This is a genomic window from Mesorhizobium sp. M7A.F.Ca.MR.245.00.0.0 (assembly GCF_003997415.1).
GTDB lineage: Bacteria > Pseudomonadota > Alphaproteobacteria > Rhizobiales > Rhizobiaceae > Mesorhizobium.
Map to the genome: position 1 here is coordinate 47,128 of NZ_RZTE01000020.1, position 24,944 is coordinate 72,071.

At 62.8% G+C, this 24,944-nt stretch carries 25 protein-coding genes, 3 tRNA genes and 1 pseudogene; 20 read left to right on the top strand and 9 right to left on the bottom strand.

Annotated features, from left to right (window positions below):
- The first annotated feature begins 172 nt into the window (after nt 1-172).
- From EOB80_RS20215 to EOB80_RS20235, 5 genes are read left to right on the top strand one after another with little or no spacing between them, the layout of a single operon-like run.
- Nucleotides 173-673: a tail fiber protein gene (locus tag EOB80_RS20215; RefSeq protein ID WP_127267580.1), complete on the top strand. Its 501-nt coding sequence runs from the start codon at nt 173-175 to the stop codon at nt 671-673.
- Between the two features lie 12 nt (nt 674-685).
- Nucleotides 686-1,192, top strand: a complete 507-nt coding sequence (locus tag EOB80_RS20220; RefSeq protein ID WP_127329276.1) for a tail fiber protein — start codon at nt 686-688, stop codon at nt 1,190-1,192.
- A 10-nt stretch (nt 1,193-1,202) separates the two neighbouring features.
- Nucleotides 1,203-1,727 (top strand): tail fiber protein, encoded by a 525-nt coding sequence (locus tag EOB80_RS20225; protein ID WP_127267582.1) that lies wholly within the window; start codon nt 1,203-1,205, stop codon nt 1,725-1,727.
- 29 nt (nt 1,728-1,756) lie between these two features.
- Nucleotides 1,757-3,067: a hypothetical protein gene (locus EOB80_RS20230; RefSeq protein WP_127329278.1), complete on the top strand. Its 1,311-nt coding sequence runs from the start codon at nt 1,757-1,759 to the stop codon at nt 3,065-3,067.
- Nucleotides 3,068-3,085: 18 nt separating this feature from the next.
- Nucleotides 3,086-3,616 carry a GNAT family N-acetyltransferase gene (locus EOB80_RS20235; protein ID WP_348629538.1) on the top strand — a complete coding sequence of 177 codons (531 nt, stop codon included), beginning with the start codon at nt 3,086-3,088 and terminating at the stop codon, nt 3,614-3,616.
- Nucleotides 3,617-3,915: 299 nt separating this feature from the next.
- On the opposite strand, the gene EOB80_RS35390 is transcribed toward EOB80_RS20235, so the two are convergent.
- The gene (locus tag EOB80_RS35390; RefSeq protein ID WP_245466399.1) at nt 3,916-4,395 is read right to left on the bottom strand and encodes a hypothetical protein; all 480 of its coding nucleotides are present in this window, start codon (nt 4,393-4,395) and stop codon (nt 3,916-3,918) included.
- Nucleotides 4,396-4,537: 142 nt separating this feature from the next.
- Here EOB80_RS35390 and EOB80_RS20250 point away from each other — a divergent pair, with 142 nt between their 5' ends.
- The 4 genes from EOB80_RS20250 (at nt 4,538) to EOB80_RS20260 (ending at nt 6,103) form a co-directional block, all read left to right on the top strand.
- Nucleotides 4,538-5,326, top strand: a complete 789-nt coding sequence (locus EOB80_RS20250) for a SapC family protein (RefSeq protein ID WP_127329282.1) — start codon at nt 4,538-4,540, stop codon at nt 5,324-5,326.
- A 27-nt stretch (nt 5,327-5,353) separates the two neighbouring features.
- Entirely contained in the window at nt 5,354-5,497 is a 144-nt protein-coding gene (locus EOB80_RS34580) for a hypothetical protein (protein ID WP_164762675.1), read from the top strand.
- Between the two features lie 442 nt (nt 5,498-5,939).
- A tRNA-Thr gene (locus tag EOB80_RS20255) sits at nt 5,940-6,011 on the top strand.
- Between the two features lie 6 nt (nt 6,012-6,017).
- Nucleotides 6,018-6,103 (top strand) — tRNA-OTHER (locus EOB80_RS20260).
- Here EOB80_RS20260 and EOB80_RS20265 read toward each other — a convergent pair.
- The 3 genes from EOB80_RS20265 to EOB80_RS20275 form a co-directional block, all read right to left on the bottom strand.
- The gene (locus tag EOB80_RS20265) at nt 6,064-6,252 is read right to left on the bottom strand and encodes a hypothetical protein (protein WP_127329284.1); all 189 of its coding nucleotides are present in this window, start codon (nt 6,250-6,252) and stop codon (nt 6,064-6,066) included. The genes EOB80_RS20260 and EOB80_RS20265 overlap by 40 nt on opposite strands.
- A gap of 689 nt (nt 6,253-6,941) precedes the next feature.
- Complete coding sequence (locus tag EOB80_RS20270) at nt 6,942-8,615, bottom strand: adenylate/guanylate cyclase domain-containing protein (RefSeq protein ID WP_127329355.1); 1,674 nt, start codon at nt 8,613-8,615, stop codon at nt 6,942-6,944.
- A 362-nt stretch (nt 8,616-8,977) separates the two neighbouring features.
- Nucleotides 8,978-9,052, bottom strand: a tRNA-Gly gene (locus EOB80_RS20275).
- 245 nt (nt 9,053-9,297) lie between these two features.
- Here EOB80_RS20275 and EOB80_RS20280 point away from each other — a divergent pair.
- The 4 genes from EOB80_RS20280 to EOB80_RS20295 all read left to right on the top strand — a co-directional run bounded on the left by EOB80_RS20280 (nt 9,298) and on the right by EOB80_RS20295 (nt 11,903).
- Nucleotides 9,298-9,795, top strand: a complete 498-nt coding sequence (locus tag EOB80_RS20280) for a prolyl-tRNA synthetase associated domain-containing protein (protein ID WP_127271756.1) — start codon at nt 9,298-9,300, stop codon at nt 9,793-9,795.
- Between the two features lie 84 nt (nt 9,796-9,879).
- Nucleotides 9,880-10,881, top strand: coding sequence for a thioredoxin (gene trxA, locus EOB80_RS20285; protein ID WP_127329286.1), 1,002 nt, complete (start codon nt 9,880-9,882; stop codon nt 10,879-10,881).
- Nucleotides 10,882-10,982: 101 nt separating this feature from the next.
- Nucleotides 10,983-11,654: an LON peptidase substrate-binding domain-containing protein gene (locus EOB80_RS20290; RefSeq protein ID WP_023810888.1), complete on the top strand. Its 672-nt coding sequence runs from the start codon at nt 10,983-10,985 to the stop codon at nt 11,652-11,654.
- A 9-nt stretch (nt 11,655-11,663) separates the two neighbouring features.
- Nucleotides 11,664-11,903: a Trm112 family protein gene (locus EOB80_RS20295; RefSeq protein WP_013528775.1), complete on the top strand. Its 240-nt coding sequence runs from the start codon at nt 11,664-11,666 to the stop codon at nt 11,901-11,903.
- Between the two features lie 106 nt (nt 11,904-12,009).
- Here EOB80_RS20295 and EOB80_RS20300 read toward each other — a convergent pair whose 3' ends face one another.
- Genes EOB80_RS20300 through EOB80_RS35395 form a run of 3 tightly spaced genes read right to left on the bottom strand, consistent with a single transcriptional unit; the run spans nt 12,010 to nt 17,814 of the window.
- A complete protein-coding gene (locus EOB80_RS20300; RefSeq protein WP_127329288.1) occupies nt 12,010-15,354 on the bottom strand; it encodes an error-prone DNA polymerase in 3,345 nt (1,114 codons plus the stop codon).
- Nucleotides 15,351-16,826 (bottom strand): DNA polymerase Y family protein, encoded by a 1,476-nt coding sequence (locus EOB80_RS20305; RefSeq protein ID WP_245466401.1) that lies wholly within the window; start codon nt 16,824-16,826, stop codon nt 15,351-15,353. Before EOB80_RS20305 ends, EOB80_RS20300 begins: the two co-directional genes overlap by 4 nt.
- Complete coding sequence (locus EOB80_RS35395; RefSeq protein WP_127329290.1) at nt 16,768-17,814, bottom strand: hypothetical protein; 1,047 nt, start codon at nt 17,812-17,814, stop codon at nt 16,768-16,770. Before EOB80_RS35395 ends, EOB80_RS20305 begins: the two co-directional genes overlap by 59 nt.
- Before the next feature lie 182 nt (nt 17,815-17,996).
- On the opposite strand from EOB80_RS35395, the gene EOB80_RS20315 reads away from it, so the two are divergent.
- From EOB80_RS20315 to EOB80_RS35405, 4 genes and pseudogenes are all read left to right on the top strand, one after another.
- Entirely contained in the window at nt 17,997-18,419 is a 423-nt protein-coding gene (locus tag EOB80_RS20315; protein ID WP_023763026.1) for a metallopeptidase family protein, read from the top strand.
- A 7-nt stretch (nt 18,420-18,426) separates the two neighbouring features.
- A complete protein-coding gene (locus tag EOB80_RS20320; protein WP_127329292.1) occupies nt 18,427-18,852 on the top strand; it encodes a hypothetical protein in 426 nt (141 codons plus the stop codon).
- Between the two features lie 167 nt (nt 18,853-19,019).
- Nucleotides 19,020-19,327 (top strand): annotated as a pseudogene (locus tag EOB80_RS35400) (type II toxin-antitoxin system RelE/ParE family toxin); the annotation flags it as partial.
- A 15-nt stretch (nt 19,328-19,342) separates the two neighbouring features.
- Entirely contained in the window at nt 19,343-19,624 is a 282-nt protein-coding gene (locus tag EOB80_RS35405) for an XRE family transcriptional regulator (protein WP_245466406.1), read from the top strand.
- A gap of 22 nt (nt 19,625-19,646) precedes the next feature.
- Here EOB80_RS35405 and EOB80_RS20330 read toward each other — a convergent pair whose 3' ends face one another.
- Both EOB80_RS20330 and EOB80_RS20335 read right to left on the bottom strand, forming a co-directional pair.
- Nucleotides 19,647-19,853, bottom strand: coding sequence for a DUF1737 domain-containing protein (locus EOB80_RS20330; protein ID WP_127261267.1), 207 nt, complete (start codon nt 19,851-19,853; stop codon nt 19,647-19,649).
- Nucleotides 19,854-19,904: 51 nt separating this feature from the next.
- Nucleotides 19,905-20,780, bottom strand: a complete 876-nt coding sequence (locus EOB80_RS20335) for a CoA ester lyase (RefSeq protein ID WP_127329294.1) — start codon at nt 20,778-20,780, stop codon at nt 19,905-19,907.
- 331 nt (nt 20,781-21,111) lie between these two features.
- On the opposite strand from EOB80_RS20335, the gene EOB80_RS20340 reads away from it, so the two are divergent.
- Genes EOB80_RS20340 through EOB80_RS20350 form a run of 3 tightly spaced genes read left to right on the top strand, consistent with a single transcriptional unit; the run spans nt 21,112 to nt 24,938 of the window.
- Nucleotides 21,112-22,650, top strand: a complete 1,539-nt coding sequence (locus tag EOB80_RS20340) for a DUF4173 domain-containing protein (RefSeq protein WP_127329296.1) — start codon at nt 21,112-21,114, stop codon at nt 22,648-22,650.
- Between the two features lie 3 nt (nt 22,651-22,653).
- A complete protein-coding gene (locus tag EOB80_RS20345) occupies nt 22,654-23,346 on the top strand; it encodes a response regulator transcription factor (RefSeq protein WP_127329298.1) in 693 nt (230 codons plus the stop codon).
- The gene (locus tag EOB80_RS20350) at nt 23,337-24,938 is read left to right on the top strand and encodes an ATP-binding protein (protein ID WP_127329300.1); all 1,602 of its coding nucleotides are present in this window, start codon (nt 23,337-23,339) and stop codon (nt 24,936-24,938) included. The genes EOB80_RS20345 and EOB80_RS20350 overlap by 10 nt, the downstream gene beginning before the upstream one ends.
- Nucleotides 24,939-24,944: the final 6 nt, after the last annotated feature.

Consider the following 24,944-nt stretch of genomic DNA (forward strand, 5'->3'; position numbering starts at 1 on the left):
AGGCCACCATTTGGTGCGACGATCTACAACCTTGGGTATACACTGACTTCCTGCGCCTCTCGTTATTTAAATACTGTCTATTATTTTATAATAGTACTTGGTTTGTTAGGAACCCAAGTAGACTTCTATGTCGTTCCGTGTATTCTTCTGATATCTAATGAGGGCGCGAGACATGGCCGAGCCATTTCTATCGGAAATCAGGATTATGTCCTTTGTCTTCCCGCCCAAGGGTTGGGCGCTCTGTAACGGGCAGCTTTTGCCGATCAACCAGAACCAGGCGCTATTTTCACTGCTCGGAACCACTTTCGGCGGTGACGGCCAAGTCAATTTCGCGCTGCCCGATTATAGGGGACGTATCCCGATCCACGTTGGGAGCGGTCACACACTAGGCGAGCGCGGTGGCGAGCAAAGCCATACGCTGTCGATTTCCGAAATACCGACACACGTTCACTTTGCGCAGGCAAGCACAAACACCGGTAGCAGCCAGGATGGTGCGGGGAACGTTTTGGGGGTGGTTCCGGGGCGGCTGTATAGCGATTTCGCGAACGTGACGACGCTGAGCCCGAGCACAATTACCAGTGTCGGCGGCAGTCAGGCACATCTCAACATGCAGCCGTTCCTGACGCTGAGCTTCTGCATTGCCCTGCAGGGCATTTTCCCTTCGCCGAATTAAGGAGGCGCGATCATGGCACAGCCTTATATTGGTGAGATACGCATGTTTGCCGGCAATTTCGCCCCGGCCGGCTGGATGTTCTGTGAGGGACAGCTTCTGCCGATCTCGGAGAACGAGACACTGTTCCAGCTGATTGGCACGACCTATGGCGGCGATGGCCAGAGCACCTTCGCGCTGCCCGACCTGCAAGGCCGTGTTCCGCTCCATCAGGGCAGCGGCTTTATCCTTGCGGAGACGGGAGGCGTGGAGGAAGTCAATCTGACAATTTCCCAGATTCCTTCACACAGCCATCCGATGGTCGCGTCCCTGAATATTGGTCAAGATACAAGTCCCAGCGGGAAGGTCGTTGCACAGATTGGCGGTGGCGCCTTGCCCTACATCCAGGACACGACCGATACCGACATGGCCCAGCAGGCTGTAACAGCCGTTGGCGGCAGCCAGCCGCACAACAATTTCCAGCCGTATCTTTGCATCAGCTTTATCATTTCACTTTTCGGCATCTTTCCGTCGCCGACCTGAGAGGGACATCATGGCTGACCCGTTCGTCGCCGAAATCCGAATCTTCCCCTTTTATTTCGCGCCCAGGGGCTGGGCCTGGTGCGACGGGCAGTTGCTGCCGCTGTCGCAGAACACGGCATTGTTCTCGTTGCTGGGCACGACCTATGGCGGCAATGGCAAAAGCAATTTTGCCTTGCCCGACCTTCAGGGCCGCTTGCCGATGCACCCGGGGCAAGGACCAGGGCTTTCGCTGCACGATCTCGGCGAGACCGACGGTACGGAAACGGTAAGCCTGCTCGAATCGGAAATTCCTAACCACACCCACGCGATGCGCGACCATGACATCGACCTGGGCGAACTCAATGCGCCGTCATCGACGCGAAGCCTGGCCAAATCCACCAACGCAACAATCTATACCCCGGCGGCCAACCTGACGCAGATGAGCCCTCAAGCGCTCCCCCCTGCCGGCGGCGACCAGCCGCACAACAATATGCAGCCCTATCTCACCTGCTATTTCTGCATCGCGCTGCAGGGCGTCTTCCCGCCAAGAAGCTGAATTCCGAACCGAAAGGGCAGGACCGTACGATGGCCAAGAACGCAGAACCGAAGTCGAAGGTCCCCGCAGCGAAGACGCCGGCGCCGAAAGCGGCTTCCAGGGCCCGCCCGGCGCCGTCCAGCCCTCCACCCATTTTCCAGCACAAGCCGGCCGGCACTTCGTTTTTCGAACTGTCGCGGCTGATGGTGGTGGGGATCGATTCCGCCAAGGGGCAGTTGATCCAGAAGGCGCAGCTTTCGCCGAACGGGCCATGGCCTTCGGCCTGGTCGTTCGTCGCGCCCGGCGCCTGGGTGATCATGACGGCGGGCCTCACCAAGGACGGCCGTGTCGCCGTGGTCGCGCAGCCATCGGGAACCACCAATCTGTCCTTCATCACCGAAGACGCCAACCAGATCGGCCCGGTCGAGAAATGGACCGCGCCGATCAGCATCGGCACGCCGCCCGGCGCCACCTCCTATCAGAAGCTTTCGATGGCGCGCGATGCCGATGGCCGCATCGAGGTCTTCGTCACCGACAATCAGGGCCGCATCTGGTGGATCTACCAGAATCCGGACCAGATCGTGCAGGTGCAGAAAACCATCACGCCGCCCGGCACGACGACACCGATCGTCGTCACCGTCGACGTGCTGACGCCGCCGGCCAAACCGTGGAGCGACTGGATCCAGATCCCCGGCGGCCTAGTGACGGTTTCGGCGATACGCCAGGGTGACGGCCGCATCGCGCTGTTCGGCATCAATTCGAACCTGCATCTCTATCGCTGCCAGCAGGCGAAGGCGCAGGCCCTGAAGGCCGCCGACTGGACGGGTTGGGTGCAGATCGACACGACCCAGACAGGTGGCTTCATCGAGATGGCGCCGGTCATCGGTCCATTGGGCGCCACCAATTTGTTCGCCCTGACCCAGAACGGCCAGGTGCTGCACACGCGCCAGATGCCCGCCGGATCGGATACGTGGACGCAGTGGGCGACACCCGGCTACTCCAGGGCGCCCAACCAGGCGCTTGCCGCCGGCATCCAGGGCGATGGCGATATCGTGCTGGTCGCCGCCGACCAGCAGCACTTCCTCCAATTCAACGCGCAATGGGATGCCTATACCCAGAACTGGTCGGGATGGCGCGATTTCGGCGCATCCCTTCGCTCGACGCGCCTGACGCTCAACTACAATGCCGACGGCCGGCTCGCTTTGTTCAGCCTGGCGCTCATGCCGGACGGCACCAACGGGCTGTGGACGATCAACCAGATGGGCGTCGACAGTTCCGAATGGGAGTATAACTGGACGTCGCTGACCGACAATAATCTCAAGCAGATCGTGGTCGTGCGCGACCTGACGCCGCCGGTCTGACGGTTGATTTCCGGCAGCGTGGCGGAAGGCAAGCAGGCCCGTCCGGTCTGGCCCCGGTCTGACACGGCCGGGCTCCGCTTTCGTGCGGCAGTGGAGGCGGACTTGCCGTTCCTGTCGCGACTCTATGCCTCGACCCGCTTCGAAGAACTCGCGGTGACGTCGTGGAGCGAGGCGCAGAAGGCCGAATTCCTCGGCATGCAGTTCCAGGCCCAGCACGCGCATTACCGAAAACACTATCCCGAGGCCGATTGGCTGGTGGTGGAAGGCGATAGCGAAGACATCGGCCGACTCTATATCGAGCGCTGGCCAACCCAGCACCGCATCATCGACATCGCCTTCCTGACGCATCATCGCCGCAAGGGTTACGGCACCGCGCTGCTCTGCGACCTCATCGACGAGGCATGGTTAGCCGGCAAATCAGCGTCGATCCATGTCGAGAAGCACAATCCGGCGAGACGGCTTTATGTCGCGCTCGGCTTCGCGGTCGTCGAGGACAAGGGCGTTTATGACCTGATGGCGTGTGCGCCGCCGGGGGGCGACGATCTATGATCGTCGGAACCGATTTGTTGGCGGATGCGATCATTGTCTATGGTCATCGTTTGCGCTGCCCCTCACCTGCCTGCCGGCATCCTCTCCCCGTATAGTGACGGGGAGAGGGACGCTTTCATCGCGGATTTCGCCAATCTCCAGCGTTGCAAGAAAGGCGCCGGCGTCGCAGCCAGCCACTCTCGCCCCGTCTACGGGGAGAGATGTCCGGCAGGACAGTGAGGGGCGGCGCCGGCGGCAAGGATTGTCCCATCAGGCCCTGTCACGATGCGATAGGCCTGCATGCAGCCCAAAACTGGGTCCTAATTGAACACCGCCTCGTACAGCCGCCCCGTCGCATCGGCCGCAACCGGCACGATGAAGATCTCGTGGCTGCCGCTTTCCCCCGTGAAAAGATAGGTCGCCTGCGGCAGTGCGATGTCGCGCGGGCCTTTGAACAGCAGCGAGAAACCGCCACCCGGGCGTGGGCTGGCGGCGATGGGCTTGACCGCGCTCAGTTCGAGCGGGATCTGCTGGCCCCCGGCTTCTATGGTGAAGGTTTGTCCCTGCTCGAAATCCGCCATCCCGTTTGCCTCAATCTGTCCGCTGGAGCGGTTCAGCGTTCGGATCGCTGATCCGGCTTTTGTTTCTTCGCAATTGCCAAGGGAAAACCGCTCCACACTTTTCCTGGAATTGCTCCAGCGGAGGCACTGTCGCCGCTTCGCCGCAAGCTGTCCAGAGGCGGGCAGGCTGGCGGTCGTGTCCCCAAGACAATCGACCGCCGCAATCCCAAAATACAGCACCGCCTGTCCTTTTATGCGCGCGAGAGACGCTGTAGTACTTTGTTCCTGCGCGGGGTTCCTTTCGACCCAAGATCAGCGCACACAAGCATAGATCCCGGCTTCGGGACCATTGGCAGCCTGATGGGCGTGCGGGAGACGGATGATGGCTGATGCAAAGACGGAAGTGACGGGCGACGCGATGCCGCTGTTCTATTCGAGGCCCGAGGCGCTCAACCCGGCGCGGCACGGCTCGCTCGGCCTGACTGCACGCAGCGATTTCGGCTTCGCCCGCTCGGCGCACGCCATTCCGGTGGTGGCGTCGGAAATGCCGGCGGCGATGCGCTCCTACCCTATCGTCTTCATCGGCCCGGCCAAGGCGCCGGTGATCATCACCGGCGTGCGCCAGAACGAGAACCTGTTCGTCGATGCCGAAGGCAAATGGACCGCGCCGCACTACATCCCCGCCTATGTCCGCCGCCATCCCTTCATCCTGGCCGAAGACCCGACATCGGCCGGCCGGCTGACGCTGTGCGTCGAACGGGCCAGCGGCCGGGTCGTCGACCAGTTGCTGGCACCGTCCCGCGATGACAAGATCCTGCCGTTCTTCACCGGCAACGAGCCGACCGAAGCGACCAAACAGGCGCTCGCCTTCTGCAACCAGTTTCAGATCGACTTCCGAGCCACTCGCGAGATGGTCGAAAAGATCGATGCGCACGGCCTGTTTTCGCCACGCCAGAGCAAGGTGACACTGGAAGGCGGCGAGGTGCTCAACCTCACCGATTTCCAGGTGATCGACGAGCCGGCCTTCAACAGATTGAGCGACGAGGCGTTTCTCGACCTGCGCAAATCCGGCGCGCTCGGCCTGCTCTATTGCCATCTCGCCTCGACCAACAGCTGGACCTCGCTGGTGCATCAGGCGTCGCTGCGGAAGGCGGGGCGGCCAGCGAGCTGATTTCTCGCTGGCCCCGTGAAGCTGGCCATGACCAAGCGCAAATATATGTGCTCGCAGGAAGGACGGAGCGCGCTCACGTCGCGCATACGGAGATCCGACATCGCGGTTATCGTCCGCCACTTGCTGCATGCGCTTGGGTATCGTTTCCGCATCGAATTCGCGCTGGCGTGAGGGCAGAGCCGCTGATGCCGATGCGACTTTGCGGTTAGTCACAGAATATTTCTTTAGAACTGGTCGGCTTAGGACACAGTGATAGTTCCATCGTCAGGGCCGCTTGCAATGGTTTCGCCTAAGGATTTATCCTTGATCTGAACATAGTATTCTCCGGGCGAAGCGCCAACCACTGCTTTAACCTTGAAGTTGATCGTTATTTATACCTCGATGGTTACATAGTCATTGTATACCACAAGATATGTGGTGCTTTCTAAAGTGTCAGCAAAAATAAACTGGTTCAGGCAGCTTTTGTGGCTTCTCATCGCAGCCCTCCAAACTCAGCCAAACGAGATCGAAGCCTGACCAATCTCATTGTTCACGATCGACAAAATAAGGATTAGTAAAGCGCAACTTTTCGGGGCTAAGATTGAAAATGAGGTTTGAAAAAGGTCCAGATCATGCCCCAAAAGCTTTGCTGGTGAAGCCTTGCCTTGTAAGCAGGAAGAATTCGGTTCGAATCCGTGTTGGGGCGCAGAACGGACCGGTGGCAAGGGTGGTCGATAGCGCGCTTTTCAACCCGATCCCTAACGGGCGTCGTGGGTTCGAATCCCACCCGGTTCTCCAGTCAGAACGAACGGCCGCACGAGGTAGGAGGGGTTGTCCTCTTCGACCAGCTTGGCAGCGACTTCGTCCCAGACAATGAACGGGGTGCCGTCCTCGCCGAAGGAGAAAATCCATCCGTCTGGCTTGGGTTCCTCGACTACGTATATCATCTCGATCTCCTATCGCGGTGCCGCTGCGGGAGAGTGTGTTTTCCCGCAGCGGCTCCAGTCCAGTTTAACCGCCTGACCTTCCGGCCTCGGCAGCAACGGTCAACAGAAACACGCCTGACGACGAGGTCAGGAGTGCAACCATTGCTTTGATAAGAAGACTACGCATGTGTGGCCCTCCTTTTGTGTGGAGCGGAATGCTCCATGAAGAATTGAAGCGCATTTTTGCCCTGAAGGCAACCTAGGGCTGATACATCCAAGAAATCATGACCATGCTTGCATGGTTATTTGCGAATGTGCGGTTCTGCTCTGCTCCCGATCTGCGCTCAACCTCGCTGGTCGGTAGGCAGTTGGACGCCTCAATTTGAGAACCTGTCCTCGGCGAGGATCAGACTATGGAGGGCAACCGGCCGCTGGCCATGTGGTGCTGACGTGGTCGTTTCTCTGCCCTTCCCGTCCGACTGATTTTATAGGTGAAATATCATTCGCCGTAGATGCTGACTCCAAATTATTGCGGTAGTGACAAAAATGAAGAACCCAACAACCAACCCAAAATCTCCGACAACTAGTCCAGCCCTCCTGTAAGCAATGAAGGTTACCGCCGGAGGGCCGAACAGTAATCTGACGCACTGAAATAAGCCATACGTAGACATATGAGTGAAGTAGAGATGCACTAGGGTTATTTGACAATCCTAAGGGTAACCCAAGCCCATACAGACACGCCTATCGCGTTCACCAAGGAAGGCCAGCACGATAGCCCCTAGGCAGGCACAATTGGCGTTCTCGGGATGCAAACGGAGTTCCTCTTCAGCTCTCTCCAATGCGATTCGTGCATAAAGCTCCGCGTCGTTCTGTTGGCCGAGAGTACGAAAGACGTTCACCAGCATCACCGGTGCGCCGTAGTCGGACGGTTTGATTTCCATCGCGCGCATGAAGTACGTGGCGGCGAACTCGAACTGGCCGCCGGTTACGCAAAACTCGGCATAGTAACGATTGGCCTCGTGGCAATTGGCGTCGAGCGTAAGAGCCTGTTCGAACGCCGCCGCAGCCTCGGAACGGCGATCGGCGAGGGACAGGGCAAAGCCCCTGGCTGAATGCGCTTCGGCCAAATTCGCGTCCAGGGCCAGGGCCTTGTCCGCGGTCGCGAGAATGTCGTCCACATGGATCGGTGAGCCGTAGTTCGACTGAAGGCGTACGTCGCAGACCGCCAGACCTGCATAGGCACGGGCATATCCCGGATCGAGCTCAATGGCCCTGATATAGCTTTGTCTGGCCATCAGGTGGTTGGCTCTGGTCGCGATGTGGCTGTAATCGCGCCCTCGAAGGTAATGCGTATAGGCTTCCACATTGTCCGTCGGCGCCTGCTCGATAGCTTTCCTCTCCTCAGGCAGGAGCTTGACCCTGAGCTGCGCCACGACCGCTTTGGCGATTTCGTCCTGCACGGCGAAGATGTCGGTGAGGTCGCGGTCGTAGCGGGCAGCCCAAACGTGTCCGTCCGTGGCGCCCTCGATCAACTCGGCATTGATCCTGACCCGGTTTCCCGCCTTGCGGACGCTGCCCTCGACAATGTAGCCGACGCCAAGCTCCCTGGCGATGCGTTCCATCTTGTCGGTCCTGCCCTTGAACGCGAAGACTGTATTGCGGCTGAGCACGAACAGGCCGGAGACGTTCGAGAGGTCGGTTATGATGTCTTCAGTGATGCCATCGCTGAAATACTGCTGGTCGGGATCAGCGCTAAGATTGGCGAATGGCAGGATCGCCACCGACGGCTTGTCGGACCGCACCAGCGTCTGGACGGTTCTGGCCGCAACATGCGTCTCGACATAAGACACGCCCTGGTCCCAGTTGGCGAAGTAGACATGCACCTGCTGGGCAATGTTCTTGACGGTCCTGGTGCCCTGATCGGCGAAGTCGACGCCCAGCTTGTTGCCGACCGCATGGCGCACCGCTTCCGAGCAGGCAATGCCGCCGGGCATCGCGAGGCCCTGCAGCCGCACCGCAAGATTGACACCGTCGCCCTGGAAATCATCACCGTCGACGATGATGTCGCCAAGGTTGATGCCCATGCGAAACTTGAAATGCCGGTCCTCGGGGATGCCGGCATTCCGCTCGGGCATGCCGCGCTGGATCTCGACCGCGCAGCGCGCCGCATTAATCACGCTGCCGAACTCGACAAGAAAGCCGTCACCCATCACTTTGAAGATGCGCCCACCGTGCTTGGTGACGGTCGGATCGAAGAACTCCCGTCGATGCTGCCGAAGGAGATTGAGCGTGTGCTCTTCGTCGACCTCCATAAGGCGGCTATAGCCGACCACATCCGCGGCCAGGATCGCCGCCAGCCGACGCTCAACATGCTCCTCGGACATGTCGTCTCCTGAAATCGCAGACAATTGTTCCGCCTGAGTTAGTTCTAGCTGATTTACCTGCTCGGCGCCAACGCCGCTGGAGGTCGCTCGCGCCCGATTCGCGGTCTCGGCCGTCATGGTCGCGAAATGGAAGCGAAAGCCGTTGGCCGATTATCCATGGCATATCGATCGCCCGCGACGCAAATTCCGGAGCCGCCTCGCTCTACGCGCGGACAACCTGTTGAGGCTCAACACCCAGGTCGGATGGGCAGCCCTACGTTCCCGGCTTCGGCTGGAAACGTCGTCCCCCCGCTCCTCGGCGCCAGACAGCAAAAAGGCCCGGTTACCCGGGCCCTTTATGCTTTTCAAATCTAAAGAAGATTTGGAGCGGGTGAAGCGATTCGAACGCTCGACCCCAACCTTGGCAAGGTTGTGCTCTACCCCTGAGCTACACCCGCTCGCGCGGCGTCTTGGCCGCAAGCCGGGCCTATATGGCTGAAGAGCGCGGCGATTGCAACAGGGAAATCGCAGGCTTTTTGCGACACGATGCGCGGGGCCGGCAAGCCGCCGGCGGGCGCGTGAGTGGCGGGCGGCGGGGCGCCAGCGCGAAGGGCGGTGCCGCTCACCATGATGTCGCATGACGGTCTTGTGTCGGCTGCCCCATTGGCCGTAAACGGCTGGCTTGAGAAACGGGACGAAACCGATGCCGAAGACCGAAGCCGATTTGATGGCCTTTCTTGCCGAACTCGGCATTGCCACGTCGACGAAGCGCCACCCGCCGCTCTATACCGTCGCCGATTCGCAGGCACTGCGCGGCGAGATCGCCGGCGGGCACACGAAAAACCTGTTCCTTAAGGACAAGAAGGACAATTTCTTCCTGGTCACCGTCGGCGAGGACGCGGTCGTCGACCTGAAGCAGATCCACCAGGTGATCGGCGCCGCCAGCCGGGTTTCCTTCGGCAAGCCGGAGATGCTGATGGAGCTGCTCGGCGTCACACCGGGCGCCGTCACGGTCTTTGGCGTCATCAACGACACGGCAAACAGGGTCAAGCTCGTGCTCGACAAGGATTTGATGGAGCATGCGGTCATCAATGGGCATCCGCTGACCAATGAGGCGACGACATCGATCGCGGCGCGCGACCTGATCAGATTCGTCGAGGCAACCGGGCACGATGCTGCTATCTTGAAAGTCTCCGTGTGATCGCCACATGGATGGCTTGAGTCAGATGGTCTGAAGCATAGGGCGCCTGGCCGCCGGCCGGCGGCGCCACGGAAGGGTAGAGAGATGAGCGACAACAATCCGTTCGGCGGCTCCTTTGGCGGCAATGGCGGCCAGTACACCACCTCGGTGCAGTATGGTGGAGCCGCGCCGGCGCCGGCGAAAGTCGCGCTTGGCGATGCGCCCGCCGCTCCCGCCGACGTGATCAAGGACACGACGACGGCTGCCTTTGCCGCCGATGTCATCCAGGAATCGCGCCGGCAGCCGGTGCTGGTCGATTTCTGGGCGCCCTGGTGCGGGCCTTGCAAGCAGTTGACGCCGCAGTTGGAGAAGGCGGTCAAGGCCGCCGGCGGCAGGGTCAAGCTGGTGAAGATGAACATCGACGACCATCCCTCGATCGCCGGCCAGCTCGGCATCCAGTCTATCCCGGCGGTCATCGCCTTCAAGGACGGCCAGCCGGTCGATGGCTTCATGGGCGCCATCCCGGAGAGCCAGATCAACGAATTCATCACCAAGGTCGGCGGCAAGGGCAACGGCGCGCCGCCAGTGGCCGAAGCCCTGGCCGCGGCCATTGAGGCGCGCGCCGCCGGCGACATGCAGACCGCGGCCGACATTTATGACGCTATCCTGGCGCAGGTGCCGGAGACGATCGAGGCGATCGCCGGACTGGGCGAACTGTTGTTCGACGCCGGCGACACGGAAGGCGCCGAGGCGCTTTTGGCAACAGCCCCGGAGGCCAAGAAGGATGCGCCGCCGCTAGCAGCCCTGCGCGCCAGGATGGCGGTTGCGGCGCAGACGGCGGCTCTCGGCAATCCAGCCGAGTTCGAGCGCCGGCTGGCGGAAAATCCTGGGGATCACCAGGCGCGCTTCGATCTGGCCATGATCCAGAACGCCAACGGCGACCGTACGGCCGCGGCCGACAATCTGCTGGCCATCATCAAGGCCGACCGGGCCTGGAACGAGGATGGCGCGAGGACGCAATTGCTGCAGCTGTTCGAGGCCTGGGGCATGACCGACGAGGCGACGCTGGCGGCGCGCCGCAAATTGTCGGCGCTGCTGTTCTCCTGAGCCGGCTGCCGGTTGTTTTGCCGCACGGGCTTGGCGTCGGCGACGACTGCGCCAGATTAGCTGGTATGACGCGCTTCTGGTGAAGCGATCGGAGGAATATGGTGCAAGCGGGAAACGCGCATTACCGGCTCGCCAAGGATTTGCCGTCGACGATCCCGATCTTTCCGCTCGAGGGTGCGCTTTTGCTGCCGGGAGGCCGCATGCCGCTCAACATCTTCGAGCCGCGCTATCTGCAGATGGTGGACGAGGCGATTGCCGGCTCGCGGCTCATCGGCGTCATCCAGCCCAGTCTCGATGGCGCCTTGCGCGGCGATGGCGAGCCGGAGCTCTGCAATGTCGGTTGCGCCGGGCGCATCATCGCCTTCTCCGAAAGTGGCGACGGCCGCTACCTGATTTCGCTGCAGGGCGTGTGCCGGTTCCGCATCGCTCACGAATTGACGGTCAAGACGCCGTTTCGCCAGTGCAAGCCCGCGCCTTTCCTTGCCGATCTCGACGAGGATCAGGCGGACAACGAGATCGACCGGCCATCGCTGCTCAAGGCGTTTCGCGCCTATCTGCAGGCCAACGATTTGGAGGCCGACTGGGAAAGCGTCAGCCGCGCCGAAAATGCCATGCTGGTCAATGCGCTGTCGATGATGGCGCCCTACGGGCCGGCCGAGAAACAGGCGCTGCTCGAAGCAGCCGACCTGAAGACCCGGGCGGAGACGCTGATCGCCATCACCGAAATGGCACTGGCGCGCGAGAATGAGGATTTTGGCTCGAGTTTGCAGTAAGAGGGCGCGATGGCGGACGGACGTGACGGGAAGAAGGTCGACCCCAAGCTGCTGGAACTCTTGGCCTGCCCGCTGACCAAGGGGCCGCTGGCCTGGGATCCAGAGCGCGGCGAACTGATTTCCAGGGTCGCCAAGATTGCCTATCCGGTGCGTGACGGCATCCCGATCATGCTGCCCTCCGAGGCGCGGACGCTTTCGGTGGAGGACGTGCTCGCCCCGCCGCCGCCACGCTTGGGTGGGCCGGGCTGAGGGGCACGTTTCTTATACCCGCCAATTTGCCGAAGGCTGGCGGGACAGCGGGGGGCGCGAAGGATCGCCGACGTCCGCTTTCGTTCCGCCTTTGCCATGGCCTTCCCTACTGAAAATTGCGCCCCTTGGGCATGACCCTTTCCGCTTCTTCCGACAGCGTTGCGAGATCCTGCCGGATCGGTGCGCTTTGTTTGGCGGGGCTGGAGCGATCCGAACCGTCCTTGGCGAGGTCTCTCGGAGGAACCGCTGGTGCGGCCCCGCTGACCTTCTCCAGGAGTACGGTCAGCCAGGGCGTCAAATCCTCGATCCTTTCGGCAACGATGTGGACCACGCCCGATTCCGACTGCAATTTTCCGGTGACCTTGACGAACCGGGCGCCCATAACGATCGGCCGGTAACGGTCGAAGGTTCTTTGCCAGAAGATGACGTTGGCCACCGCCTTGTCGTCCTCCAGCGTCAGGAAGATCGCATTGCCCTTGCCGGGGCGCTGCCGCACCAGCACGAGGCCGGCGACGGAGACGCGCCTGCCGTCACGCACGGAAGGCAGGTTCGCATTGGGGATGACGCCGGCGCGGTCGAGCCGCTCGCGCAGGAAGGCGACCGGATGCGCCTTCAGCGACAGGCCGAGCGCGCGGTAATCATGGATGACATGCTCGCCTAGCGGCATTTTCGGCAGCTTCGTCTCGGGCTCCAGCTCGCGCAGGCGAAGCGCCGGCTGGTCGAACAGCGGCAGCCTTTCGGCGGCGCTCTTGCCGTCGAGTGCGCGCACCGCCCACAAGGCTTCGCGACGATCAAGGCCGAGCGAACGGAAGGCGTCGGCCTGCGCCAACCGCTCGATCTCGCCGACATCGAGGCCGGAGCGCAACCAGACATCCCGGACGGATACGTAGCCTGAGCCGCGCTGTTCGACGAAAGCTGCCATGCGCTCCTTCGACAGGCCCTTGATCTGGCGGAAGCCGAGCCGGACGGCATGCTTCGTCTCGATGACGCCGCGCATGTCGGCATGGCGCGGGAGGATACGGGCCGGATCGAAAGGTGCTTTCTCCAGCGTACAATCCCACACCGAAAAATTGACGTCGACATCGCGAATGTCGACGCCATGGTCGCTTGCGTCGCGCACGAGCTGGGCCGGCTGGTAAAACCCCATCGGCTGCGAATTCAGGATCGCGGCGCAGAACACGTCGGGATAGAAGGTCTTGAACCAGCAGGAGGCATAGACGAGCAGGGCGAAGGAAGCGGCATGGCTTTCGGGAAAGCCATATTCGCCAAAGCCCTCGATCTGCTTGAAACAGCGCTCGGCGAAGTCCTTCGTGTAGCCCTTGCCGACCATGCCATTGATCATACGGTCGCGGTAATTGCCGATGGTGCCGGTGCGCTTGAAGGTGGCCATGGCGCGGCGCAGTTCATCGGCCTCGCCCGGTTTGAAACCGCCGGCGACGATGGCGATATTCATCGCCTGCTCCTGGAACAGCGGTACGCCTAGTGTCTTGCTGAGGATCGCCTCCAGCTCCGGTTTTTGATACTCGGGTTTTTCCTTGCCTTGCCGGCGGCGCAGATAGGGGTGGACCATGTCGCCCTGGATCGGGCCCGGCCGCACGATCGCCACCTCGATGACAAGGTCATAAAAGGTTTTCGGCTCAAGGCGCGGCAGCATCGACATCTGGGCGCGCGATTCGATCTGGAAGACGCCGAGCGTATCGGCGCGGCAGATCATCTTGTAGACCTGCTTATCTTCCGGCGGCAGGGTGGCCAGCACATAGGGCTGCCCATAGTCATCCCGCGCATTAGGATAGTGATCCGTGAGCAAGGTGAAGGCGCGTTGCAGGCAGGTCAGCATGCCGAGCGCCAGCACGTCGACTTTCAGGATCTTCACCGCGTCGAGATCGTCCTTGTCCCATTCGACCATCTTGCGCTCGTCCATCGCCGTCTTGACGATGGGCACGATCTCGTCGAGCCGGTCCCTGGTGATGACGAAGCCGCCGACATGCTGCGACAGATGGCGGGGGAAGCCCATGATCTCATTGGCACGCTCCATCACGTGCCTCGACACCGGATCGGTGCGGTCGAGGCCGCCGGCGCGGGCTTCCTTCTCGCCAAGCTCCGATGTCGACCAACCCCAGATCGAGCCGGAAAGCGATGCCCTGACATCCTCGGACAGGCCCATCGCCTTCGACACTTCGCGCAGCGCCGAACGGCCGCGATAGCTGATGACGGCGGCCGCAAGTGCCGTGCGCTTGCCGCTGTATTTCTCGTAGATGTACTGGATTACGGTTTCGCGCTTTTCGTGCTCGAAATCGACGTCGATATCCGGCGGCTCGTTTCTCTCCTCGGAAATGAAGCGCTCGAAGAGCGAATCGATTTTTTCCGGTCCTACTTCGGTGATGCCGATGCAGAAGCAGACGACCGAATTGGCGGCCGATCCACGTCCCTGGCAGAGAATATCCTTGCTGCGCGCGAACTTGACGATGTCGTAGACAGTCAGGAAATAGCGGGCATAGTTGAGGCGTTCGATCAAAGCGAGCTCTTCCTCGATGCGCCTGGTCACCGAATCCGGCACACCCGCCGGATAGCGGTTGGCCGCTCCCTCCCGCGCCAGCCGCTCCAGTTCAGCCTGTGGGCCAAGACCCGATTCCGTCGGCTCGTCCGGATAATTGTACTGAAGGTCGCTCAACGAAAAGGTCAGTTCTTCCGCAAACCGCAGCGTCTCGGCCAGCGCTTGCGGATGCCTGCGGAACAGGCGCGCCATCTCCATTGGCGGCTTCAGATGACGCTCGGCATTGGCGCTGAGTTGCAGCCCGACCTCGGCGACGGGCGTGTTGAGGCGGATCGCGGTCAGCACGTCCTGCAGCGGGCGCCGTTCGGCCGTGTGGTAGAGAACGTCGTTGGTCGCCATCAGCGGAATACCGACGCTTTCGGCAAGCGCCGCGGCCTGCTCGATGCGGAAACGGTCATTGCCGGCGTAGTCGGGCGAAACGCCAAGCCGCAGGTTCCTGCCGAAGCGGCCTTTGAGGTCTCCAAGCAGGGGAAGACTATCTTCCGCGCCCGCCGACAGACCGGGCAGGACCGCCAGCGACATCAGGTCACCCCATTCGAGGAGGTCGCCGCGCTGGAGAAGGGTGGCGCCTTTTTCGTTCTCGTCGCGCAGATTGGCTTGGGTAAGCATGCGGCACAGATGTCCCCAGCCCTTGCGGTCCTGGGGATAGGCGAGGATGTCCGGCGTGCCGTCGCCGAAAACCAGCCGGCAGCCGGGGTGATAGGAGAGCTTTTCGACCTTGGCCTGCTGCCAGGCGCGCACCACGCCGGCCACCGTGTTGCGGTCGGCAAGCCCGATCGCCGAGAAGCCCAGGAGCTTGGCCGCGACCACCAGCTCCTCCGGCTTGGAGGCGCCGCGCAGGAAGGAGAAATTCGACTGGATGCCGAACTCATAGGGGATGACGGTCAGCGCGTTCATGCGAAGACACCATGCATGAACCAGCGCGGCGGTACCTGCGTGTTGCCGTAAAGACCTTGCCGGTAGAGCCAATAGCGGCGGCCATCGGCATCCTCGATGCGGAAATAGTCGCGCGTCGATGCCGCCTCGTCGCTTGGCGCTTCCCGCCACCATTCGGCGGCGATGCGTTCCGGCCCTTCGGCGCGCGTGACCCGGTAGAGCGCGCGCCGCCAGCGGAAGTGCAGCGGTGGTCCTTCCGGCATTTCAGTGGCCGGCACATCGATGGGTTCGGGCGAGCGGAACAGCCGGATTGGCCGTTCCGGCGGAAAAATGGTTTGTGGCGCCTGCAGCCTGCCGGGCTTTTTCGGCGGCGTGGTCCGGCGCGGCGCTTCGGTGAAGGGGATCGTGGCGACGGCGCGCTCCGGCAGATGGCTCTCGACCGCGACCGGCCGGAGAACCGCGCCCTCGCCGAGCCGGGCGCGGATGCGGTCGGCGAACAGCGCGATATCGGCGCCATCGTCGATCGTTTCACCAGTCAGATCAGCCTGCTGCATGTCGAAGGTGGCGGCCGCCAACACCGAGAGCCGCACCAGATCGAAACCATAGCCGGCATCGATATCCTGCTCGAGCGCGGCCAGCCTCTCATGGAACAGTTTCTGGATCAGCATGGGTTCGCGCATCGGCCGCGAGGTGCCCAGCGCGATGCGGCTGACGGCGCCGTCGACGCGAAAGAGCAGCAGCGCCAGCGTCCTGGCACCCTCGCCGCGGCGTTCGAGGTCGGTTTTCAAGGTCGCCGCCAGCATGCCCACCAGCCGTTCGATGTCCTCGGTCAGGGTGACGGGTTCGGCGAGGTGGCGTTCGACCGAAAGCGGCGCGACGGGAAGGCGCGGCGACACCGCTTCGTCGAGACGGCCAAGCGCCTGGTCGAGGCGCAGGAGCAGCAAGGCGCCAAAGCGGCGGGCGAGCGGCGCGCGCGGTGCCGCCATGACGGCGCCCGCCGTGCGCAGGCCGACGCTTTCCAGGCTGGTGCGGGTCGCCGGCTCGATGCGCAGTGCGGCCAGCGGCAGGGGTGCCAGCAGCGCTTCCTCCTCGCCTGACACAATGATGCGGTCACTGCAAAAGCGTGCCGCCGCCCAGGCCGCGCCAGGCGTCGCGGCAAGCCCGGCTCGGACATCGAAACCCTGATGGAAGAAGCGCGACAGGATGTCGTCCAGCATGGCGCGTTCGCCGCCGAACAGATGGGTGCAGCCGGTGACGTCGAGAAACAGGCCGTCCGCGCCATCCAGCGCCACCAGCGGGGTGTAGCGGTCGCACCAGTCGGCAAGGCCTTCGAGCAGACGGCGGTCGGCTTCCGGATCGGCCTCGACGATGTCGATCGACGGATGCATGGCGCGCGCATCGGCGATGCCCATGTCGCGCTTCAGGTGCAGCGCCTCAGCCCGCTCGTCGAGGGCCGAGATGCGCTGCGCGTTGCGGTCGCGATGGCTGATCACGAGCGGCGGGTGAGAGAGGTGATCCGACGGCCAGGAACGCCAGGACCGCCCCAGACGCTGGCGCAGGATCCTTTCCGCCGCCAGATAGGGAAACCACAGGGACAGGATTCTTTGTCCGGTCTCTTCCCTCGCTCCTTTTTTCGTCGCCCCATCTTTCGTCGAATGCGCGTTCATCGGGGTTCCACTCCAGTGTGAATTGTCCAGGCAGGGCTGTGCGGCTCTTGCCGATGGTGAGGGCGAAGGCCGGGCGGCCGATCGAGCCGGCCAGCGGCCCGGCGATGGTGTCGCGCGGCACCGCCGGCACCGCCGGCGCCGAGGCGACGATGAGGCGGACGGGGGCCGCCGTCGGTTCGGGTTCGGCCGCCTGCCGCAGCAGGAACACCGGGCGGCCGGCCGCTTGCGCCCTTGCATGCAGCCGCCGTGTCGCGGTCAGGTCCAGCCGCTGCGGATTGCCGCGGATTTCCAGGATGACGGCGGCAAGTGCTGTCATCCGGGCCGCTTCCTCGGCGACCCACAGCGCATCCACAAGCCTTGGCGCCTCGGAAAACAGCAATTGCTCCGGCTTGATGCCGAACGAGGCGTGAAGCCCCCTGGCATAGGGAAAGCCGGCCTCGCGAAAAATCTCCGATGTGCCGATCCACAGCACCGGCAGCCCCGGCGTTTGCTTGAGGATCAGACTGGTGAGCGACAAAGCGAAGCCGGCGACGGCCCCGGCATCGCGGGTTTCGCTGCCATGGATTTCACTCAGGGCGGCCTTCGGCAGGCCGCCGCTTAGGGCGGCGTCGAGGCGCTCGACACCGATAGGCAGAAACGCATCCGGCAACGCCGCGGCAATGCCACGCCGGACGATTGTGAGATCGGTGTTGGCGTCGGCGTGAAGGGGCGCGGCGGCCGGCGCAGCCAAGCGCTCGGGCAGCGTTCCCTCGATTTTCGCGATCTGGCGGCGCAGGGCAAAAACAGTCTCCCGCGCCACGGCGGTCATCGCCATGACGGTCAGCTTCCACTCACAATTGTTCCTGTTATGTTCCTATAGATTCCAGAGGGTGACCCAGGAGTCAAGCAGAGTCATGGGGAATTTATTCCTCTCGGCAGGGATGGCGCAGGCGCATCGGCCCGTTCATTTGCCGATTCCGGTGCGAAAGCCTATATGCCGGGATCAAAGGACAAAGCATGGCCCGCATCTACAAGACCCGCACCTGGCACGACGAACTCTCGCCCTCGATGGACGAAATGGAGTTCCTGGCGCTGGAGGCGTACGCGCATCTGCCGGAGGATTTTCGCAAGCTGACCGGCGAGATCGTCATCCAGATCGCCGAGTTCCCGACCGACGAGATCATGGACGACCTGTCGCTGGAGACGCCCTTCGACCTGCTCGGCCTGTTCGAGGGACGCGGCATCGCCGAACGCTGGAACCCGCAGACCGGCGAGGGCCCGAACCGCATCACGCTCTACCGCCGCGCCATCCTCGACTACTGGTCCGAGAACGAAGAAACGCTTGGCGACATCGTCACCCACGTGCTGATCCACGAGATCGGCCACCATTTCGGCCTGTCGGACGATGATATGGAGAAGATCGAAGAGGCGGCGGAGTAGCGCTCAGATGACGGAAGCAGAATTCGCCGACCGGATCGATTGCAACTGGCCGTATCACGACATTCCACAAAGCCGGGAACTGATCGAAACCGCCGTCGGGATTTCACCGAATGCCGCTTTCCTCGCACTTGGTGAGCTTTGCCATCTGCCCGCAAGTGCTGCCGTCGAACCGGCCACTCTCGTTGCCCTGGTCGACTTTTGGCTATCCGAATTCGACCACCCGATGGCACCTATGACAGCGGAATGCGCGATCTCCATGATCGAACGCAGGCGGTTGCCGGTTTCTGAAATCCTTGTGAGGATGGATTCCGTCTCCGGCTATCCTGGCCTCCTTGCAGCGCTATCGATCCTCTATTTCAGTTGCGATGACGTCGAAGGTCGCGCAGACGCACGGCTCAACGAAATCAGAGCCGCTTGGGAAAATCTGGCGTAGCTGGTTACTGATCGACCAAGCGCTGGATTCCGTCCCTATTCTGACCGCCGATCTCCTTGAGTTCGGCCTGCCCCAGCTTTGGCGAGCCGATCACGCGCGGCTGATGGCGGTGACCTCCGCCTTGCTCAATTATACAGGTTTTGATATAAGGCTGGTCAATGCCAGTGATGAAGCGCCTGGAGTTTCTTGGAGATTCTCTTGCCCAGCTTCGGGATTTTCCAGAGGCGGCGCGCAAGGAAACAGGCGTTCAGTTGCACAAGGTGCAGTTCGGATTGAGCCAAGCGACTGGAAGCCGATGACGACGGTAGGTCCCGGCGTGCGGGAAATCCGCGTCCGGGACGACGCGGGAGCGTTTCGGGTGCTTTATGTCGCGAGCATAGGGGACGCCGTCTATGTGCTGCACGCCTTCCAGAAGAAGAAGCAGCAGACGGCGAAACGAGACCTGGAGCTTGCCGCATCGCGGTTCAAGCAAATTAGCGGAGTCGTGACAATGGAACGTCAGAGCTTTGAAAATGTCTGGGATGCGCTGGAAGATACTCCGGCCGAGGCTGCCAATATGGCCATGCGCTCCAATTTGCTGATCGCGATTGAACAGCGGGTGCGGAGCTGGAAAATTACCCAGGCCGAAGCAGCCGAGCGGCTCGGAATCACGCAGCCGCGCCTTAGCGACCTCTTGCGGGGCAGGATCGCGAATTTCAGCCTGGACACGTTGATCAACCTTGCGGCACGGGCCGGACTTACCGTGCGCCTCGATATCGCCGAGGCTGCCTGATCCGCATGCAAGGCGCTGTCCCCTACCAGTCGCTGAGCTTGGTATCGGGCCCGTATTCCTGGCCGTCGATATCCTTGACCACGGCCTGGCCGCAACGCATCGTTTTGGCTTTCTTGTCGTAGGCATAGGTCGGCGAGCCGAACAGGTGCCAGCCCTTGTTCAGCGCCGCCGTCACCTTGTGGCAGAAGCTGGCATCGTCCGGAGCGGACAGAAAGCGATAGAGTTTCATTGTTCAATTCCTGTCGTGAGTAGCCATAGCTAGCTCGCATCCATCGAGCATTTATGACCCGATGGCGGCTGCCTTCGCCAGCAGTTTTTCGGCCTGCGTCAGATGCAGCCGCTCGACCATCCTGCCGTTCATCGCGATCACGCCCTTGCCGGCATTCTCGGCGAGCGCGAAGGCTTCCTTCACCGAGCGCGCCTCGGCCATCGCTTCCGCGGACGGTGCGAAGGTGCGGTTGGCGGCTTCGATCTGGGCCGGGTGGATGAGGCTCTTGCCGTCGAACCCCATGGCCGCGGCTTCCGCGCATTCCTGGGTGAAAGCGTCGAGGTCGCGAAAATCGTTGGAGACGCCGTCAAGCATGTCGATGCCGCCGGCACGCGCGGCCAGCACCATCTGCATCAGCCATGGCACGAGGTAGCGTCGATCAGGCGTAACCAGAATGCCGGTCTCCTTGACCAGATCATTCGTTCCGGCAACGAAACAATTGAGCCGCGAGGCCGGATCGCGGCCAAGCTCGGCGATGGCGCCGATGTTGAGCAGCGCCTTGGGCGTCTCGATCATCGCCCATAGTTTCACGCTGTCGGGAGCGAAATTGTCGTCAAGCACATCGCCGGCCTCGAGCAGGTCGCGCGGCGTGTCGACCTTGGGCAACAGGATACCGTCGGGCTCGCAGCCTGCGGCGGCCAGCAAATCGTCGGCGCCCCATTCGGTTGCCAGCGCATTGATGCGCACGACCAGCTCGCAGCGTCTCTCGGAATGGCCGGCGAAAATGCCGGCCAGTTTTGCGCGAGCAGCGATCTTGTCGGCCGGGGCGACGGCATCCTCCAGGTCGATGATGACTGCATCGCAGGCAAGCTGCGCGATCTTGGCCAGCGCCTTGTCGTTGGAAGCCGGGATATAGAGCACGGAGCGGCGCGGGCGGTAGGTTTCCATGGGTGATCTATGCCGCGTGTGGGCAGGTGAGGCAAGCGCGCAGGACAGTCCGATCTCCCCCACGAGGGGGGGAGATTGGCAGGTCTGGCCTCTGCACGAAAACTGCACAGGCCTGCGGAAAACCTCCTCCGATCCGCCTCACCCTTTCCCCGCCTGCCTGACAAACAGGCGGCATGCACAAGCGAGCCAAACTCCGTCTGCCTTACCGGCTGCGCCGCGAAGATTGGTGGCTGGTCGATGCGCCGCGCGTGTGTCCCGTCGCAACCCTCATTCCCTTTGTCCGCAAGAGCCCGCCGGCAACCCGGCGGGACGCCATCAGGAAAGCCCGATCATGACAGCGTTGCTCTCCGCCGCGCCGAGCTATTGCAGCCGCTTCGGTGTCGCCATCCTGCTGGCGGCACTTGCGGATTTCCTGTTCTACGGCCAGCCCGCCGGGATCACGGTTTTCCTGTTCGCCCTGCTGATTGCCGCCGCGGTTGTCGCCGTGCATCCGGCGGCTTTCAGCGACGGTCGGGTGTGGCTCAAGCCCATCGCCTTGCTTGTCGCGCTGCTGCCGCTGGCTGAAAACGTCAGCACCCTGTCGGTTTCGATCGCGCTGGCGGCGCTGACCGTCTTTGCGCTTTCGCTGAGCGGGCGGCTGCGGCACAGCATCGCCCGCATTGCCGGGCAGATCGTGCTGTTCGGGCTGGCGGCGCCGTTCCGCTTCGCCAATGATTTCATCCGCTGGCGCAGGACGGCGCGGCGGTTCGGCCGGCGGCGCATCCGGCTGGCGGCGATCGCTGTCTGGGTGATGCCGCTGACGCTGGGCGCGGTCTTCCTGGCGCTGTTCGGCGCCGCCAATCCGGTGATCGACTACTGGCTGTCGCTGATCGACCTCGTGAGGCTGCTCGATCTTATCCAGCTGGCGCGGATTGCCTTCTGGCTGTTCGTGCTCGCTGCTGTCTGGGCTTTTCTGCGGCCGCGCCTGCCGCGCCTGGTTCGCCGCATCCCGCGCGCGGCGCCGGCGGTCAGCGCTCAAGCCGACAAAACCGCCACCACCATCGAAGACATCCTGTTCGGCAAGGCCGCCATCCTGCGCGCCCTGATCGTCTTCAACATCCTGTTTGCGCTGCAGACGGCGCTCGACGCCACCTATCTGTGGGGCGGGGCCGCCCTTCCCGACGGGCTGAGCTACGCCTCCTACGCGCATCGTGGCGCCTATCCCCTGATCGTCACCGCGCTGCTTGCCGCCGGCTTCGTGCTGGCGGCGCTGCGGCCAGGCAGCGAGACATCGGCCGATCCGCTTATCCGCCGGCTGGTCTATGCCTGGGTGGCGCAGAACATCATGCTGGTCATTTCGTCGATCCTGCGGCTCGACCTCTATGTCGGCATCTATGCATTGACCTACTGGCGCGTCGCCGCCTTTGTCTGGATGGGGCTGGTGGCAGCAGGCCTTGCCCTGATCATTGCCCGCATCGCGCTGAGAAAATCCAACGAATGGCTGCTGTCCGCCAATCTTCTGACGTTATCTCTGACGCTTTATGCCGGCTGTTTCATCAATTTTGCAGCGACGATCGCCAACTACAATGTCGACCATTCCCTCGAAATGACCGGCCAGGGCATTCCCCTAGACGCCTGGTATCTTCACTCGCTCGGTCCTGGCGCGTTTCCCGCACTTGATCGCTTCCTCGAGCAGCAGGGCAAGACGGCGGCCGCCGGCACTGTCCGCGAACTGGCTGGCGTGCGCGGCAGCGATGAAATCTGGTATCGAACTATCCAGCAGAACTGGCGGGCCTGGAGCTTTCGCGACTGGCGGCTGCTTCGATATCTCGACACCAAGGGGCCGTTCGTGATTCCCTCCGCTATCGAACCTTCCATGCCGGGCCGCTGATCCATGCCGCATCACATCCTCGTCGCCGACGATGACCCGCACATCCGCGAGGTGATCTGCTTTGCGCTGGAAAAGGCCGGCATGAAAACGACAGGGGTGGCCGACGGTGCCGCCGCCTTGCAGGCGATCGGACGCCGGACGCCCGACCTTGTCGTGCTCGACATCGGCATGCCGGAGATGGACGGGCTGGAGGTCTGCCGGCGACTGCGGCACACATCCGATGTGCCGGTGCTGTTCCTGTCCGCGCGCGACGAGGAGATCGACCGCATCCTCGGGCTCGAAATGGGCGGCGACGACTATGTGACGAAACCATTCAGCCCGCGCGAACTGGTCGCCCGCGTCAACGTCATCCTGCGGCGCGCCCGCCCGGCGGCGTCCGAGCCGGTCGACAACAGGCAGTTTTCGCATGGCAAATTGGCTCTGGCGCCGGCCAGTCACGCTGCCAGCTTTGACGGCAAGGCGCTTGCCCTGACGGGGATCGAATTCTCGATTTTGAAAGGGTTTCTGGCGCGGCCCGCGCATGTGCTCGACCGCGACGCGGTGATGGCCAGCGCCTATGCCGCAAATATCCATGTCGCCGGCCGCACCGTCGACAGCCACATCCGCAACATCCGCGCCAAGCTGGCAGCAGTGGGTTGCCCTGACGTTATCGAGACGGTGCATGGCGTCGGCTTCCGGCTCGGCCGATGCGGCTGACGACTTCCGGCAAATGGATCGGCCGCAAGTGGCGGCCACGGCTTGCCACGGTCGTCGTCGCCATCCTGATCATGGTGATGGCCCTGCCATTGGTCGGCTTGTTCTTCTTCCGCCTCTACGAGAACCAGCTGATCCGCCAGACCGAAGCGGAGCTGATCGCGCAAGGGGCGGCCATCGCCGCCATCTTTGCGCAGGATGTGCGCGACGCCGGCATTGCGGCGGACAAGCTCGGCGCGCCGATGCCGGGGCCAGGCGGGGATTCAAGCCGAAGCGTAAATCCGGGCCCGCTGTACAAGCCGATCGAGCCGCAACTCGATCTCGCCTCCGACTATGTGCTGCCGACCCGGCCGGCGGCGATCGCTGCCACCGCCGATCCTGCCTTCGCGGCGATCGGTGCGCGCCTGTCCGGTATTCTCGACGCCACGCAGAAAACCACGCTGGCCGGCTTCCGGCTGCTCGATCCCCGGGGCGTCGTCATTGCCGGGCGCGGCGAGGTCGGCCAGTCGCTCAGTGCGGCCGAAGAGGTGCGCACAGCACTTGCCGGCCGCTATGCCAGCGCGCTCAGGCTGCGCATTCCCGACCAGCCGACGCCGCCGCTTTATTCGGTCAGCCGCGGCACCAAGGTGCGTGTCTTCGCCGCTTTGCCGGTCGCCGTCGATGGCAAGGTCGCCGGCGTGGTCTATGTGTCGCGGACGCCCAACAACATCATCAAACATCTCTATGGCGAACGCGGCAAGGTGACGTTGGCGGCGATTGCCATTCTCGGCGGCACGCTGCTCATCGGTCTCATCTTCCTGCGCACCGTCAGCCGGCCGATCTATGCGCTGATCGACCGCACCGAGCGCATCGCCGCCGGCGACCGCACGGCGATCCGGCCGCTCGACCATCACGGCACGCGAGAGATGGCGGAGCTGTCCGCGGCCTTCCTCGATATGGCCGAGAAGCTTCAGGCGCGGTCGGACTCAATCCAGACTTTCGCCACCCATGTGTCGCACGAGCTCAAATCGCCGCTGACGGCGATCCAGGGCGCGGCCGAATTGCTGCGCGATTCCGGTGGCGCGATGGACGATACGGAGCGGCGGCGCTTCTCAGACAATATCGTCACCGATGCGGGACGGCTCAACCTGCTGGTGCGGCGGCTGCTCGATCTGGCGAAGGCCGAAAATCTTGCACCCAGCGGCGAAAGCACCTCGATCAATGCTGTGCTGGCGCTGCTTCCCGTCGATAACAGGCTGGCGGTTCGCGTCGGAGCCGGCAGCGAAATCGGCTTGCGCATATCGGCCGAGAACGCGGCTATCGTGCTGGCCAATCTCATCGACAATTCGGCCAGGCACGGCGCGACGGCGGTTTCTGTCTCGGCTACGAGCGCCGGCGGCAAGGCGAGCATCCTGGTCAGCGACGACGGCGCCGGCATTTCGCCGAGCAACCGGGCGCGCATTTTCGAGCCGTTCTTCACCACGCGGCGCGAGCAGGGCGGCACCGGCATGGGCCTTGGCATCGTGCTGGCCCTCCTGAAAGCGCATGATGGTATGATCGCGCTGGTTGACAGCGAACGCGGCACGCGCTTCGAGATCATTCTGCCGGTGGCGTGAAGGACA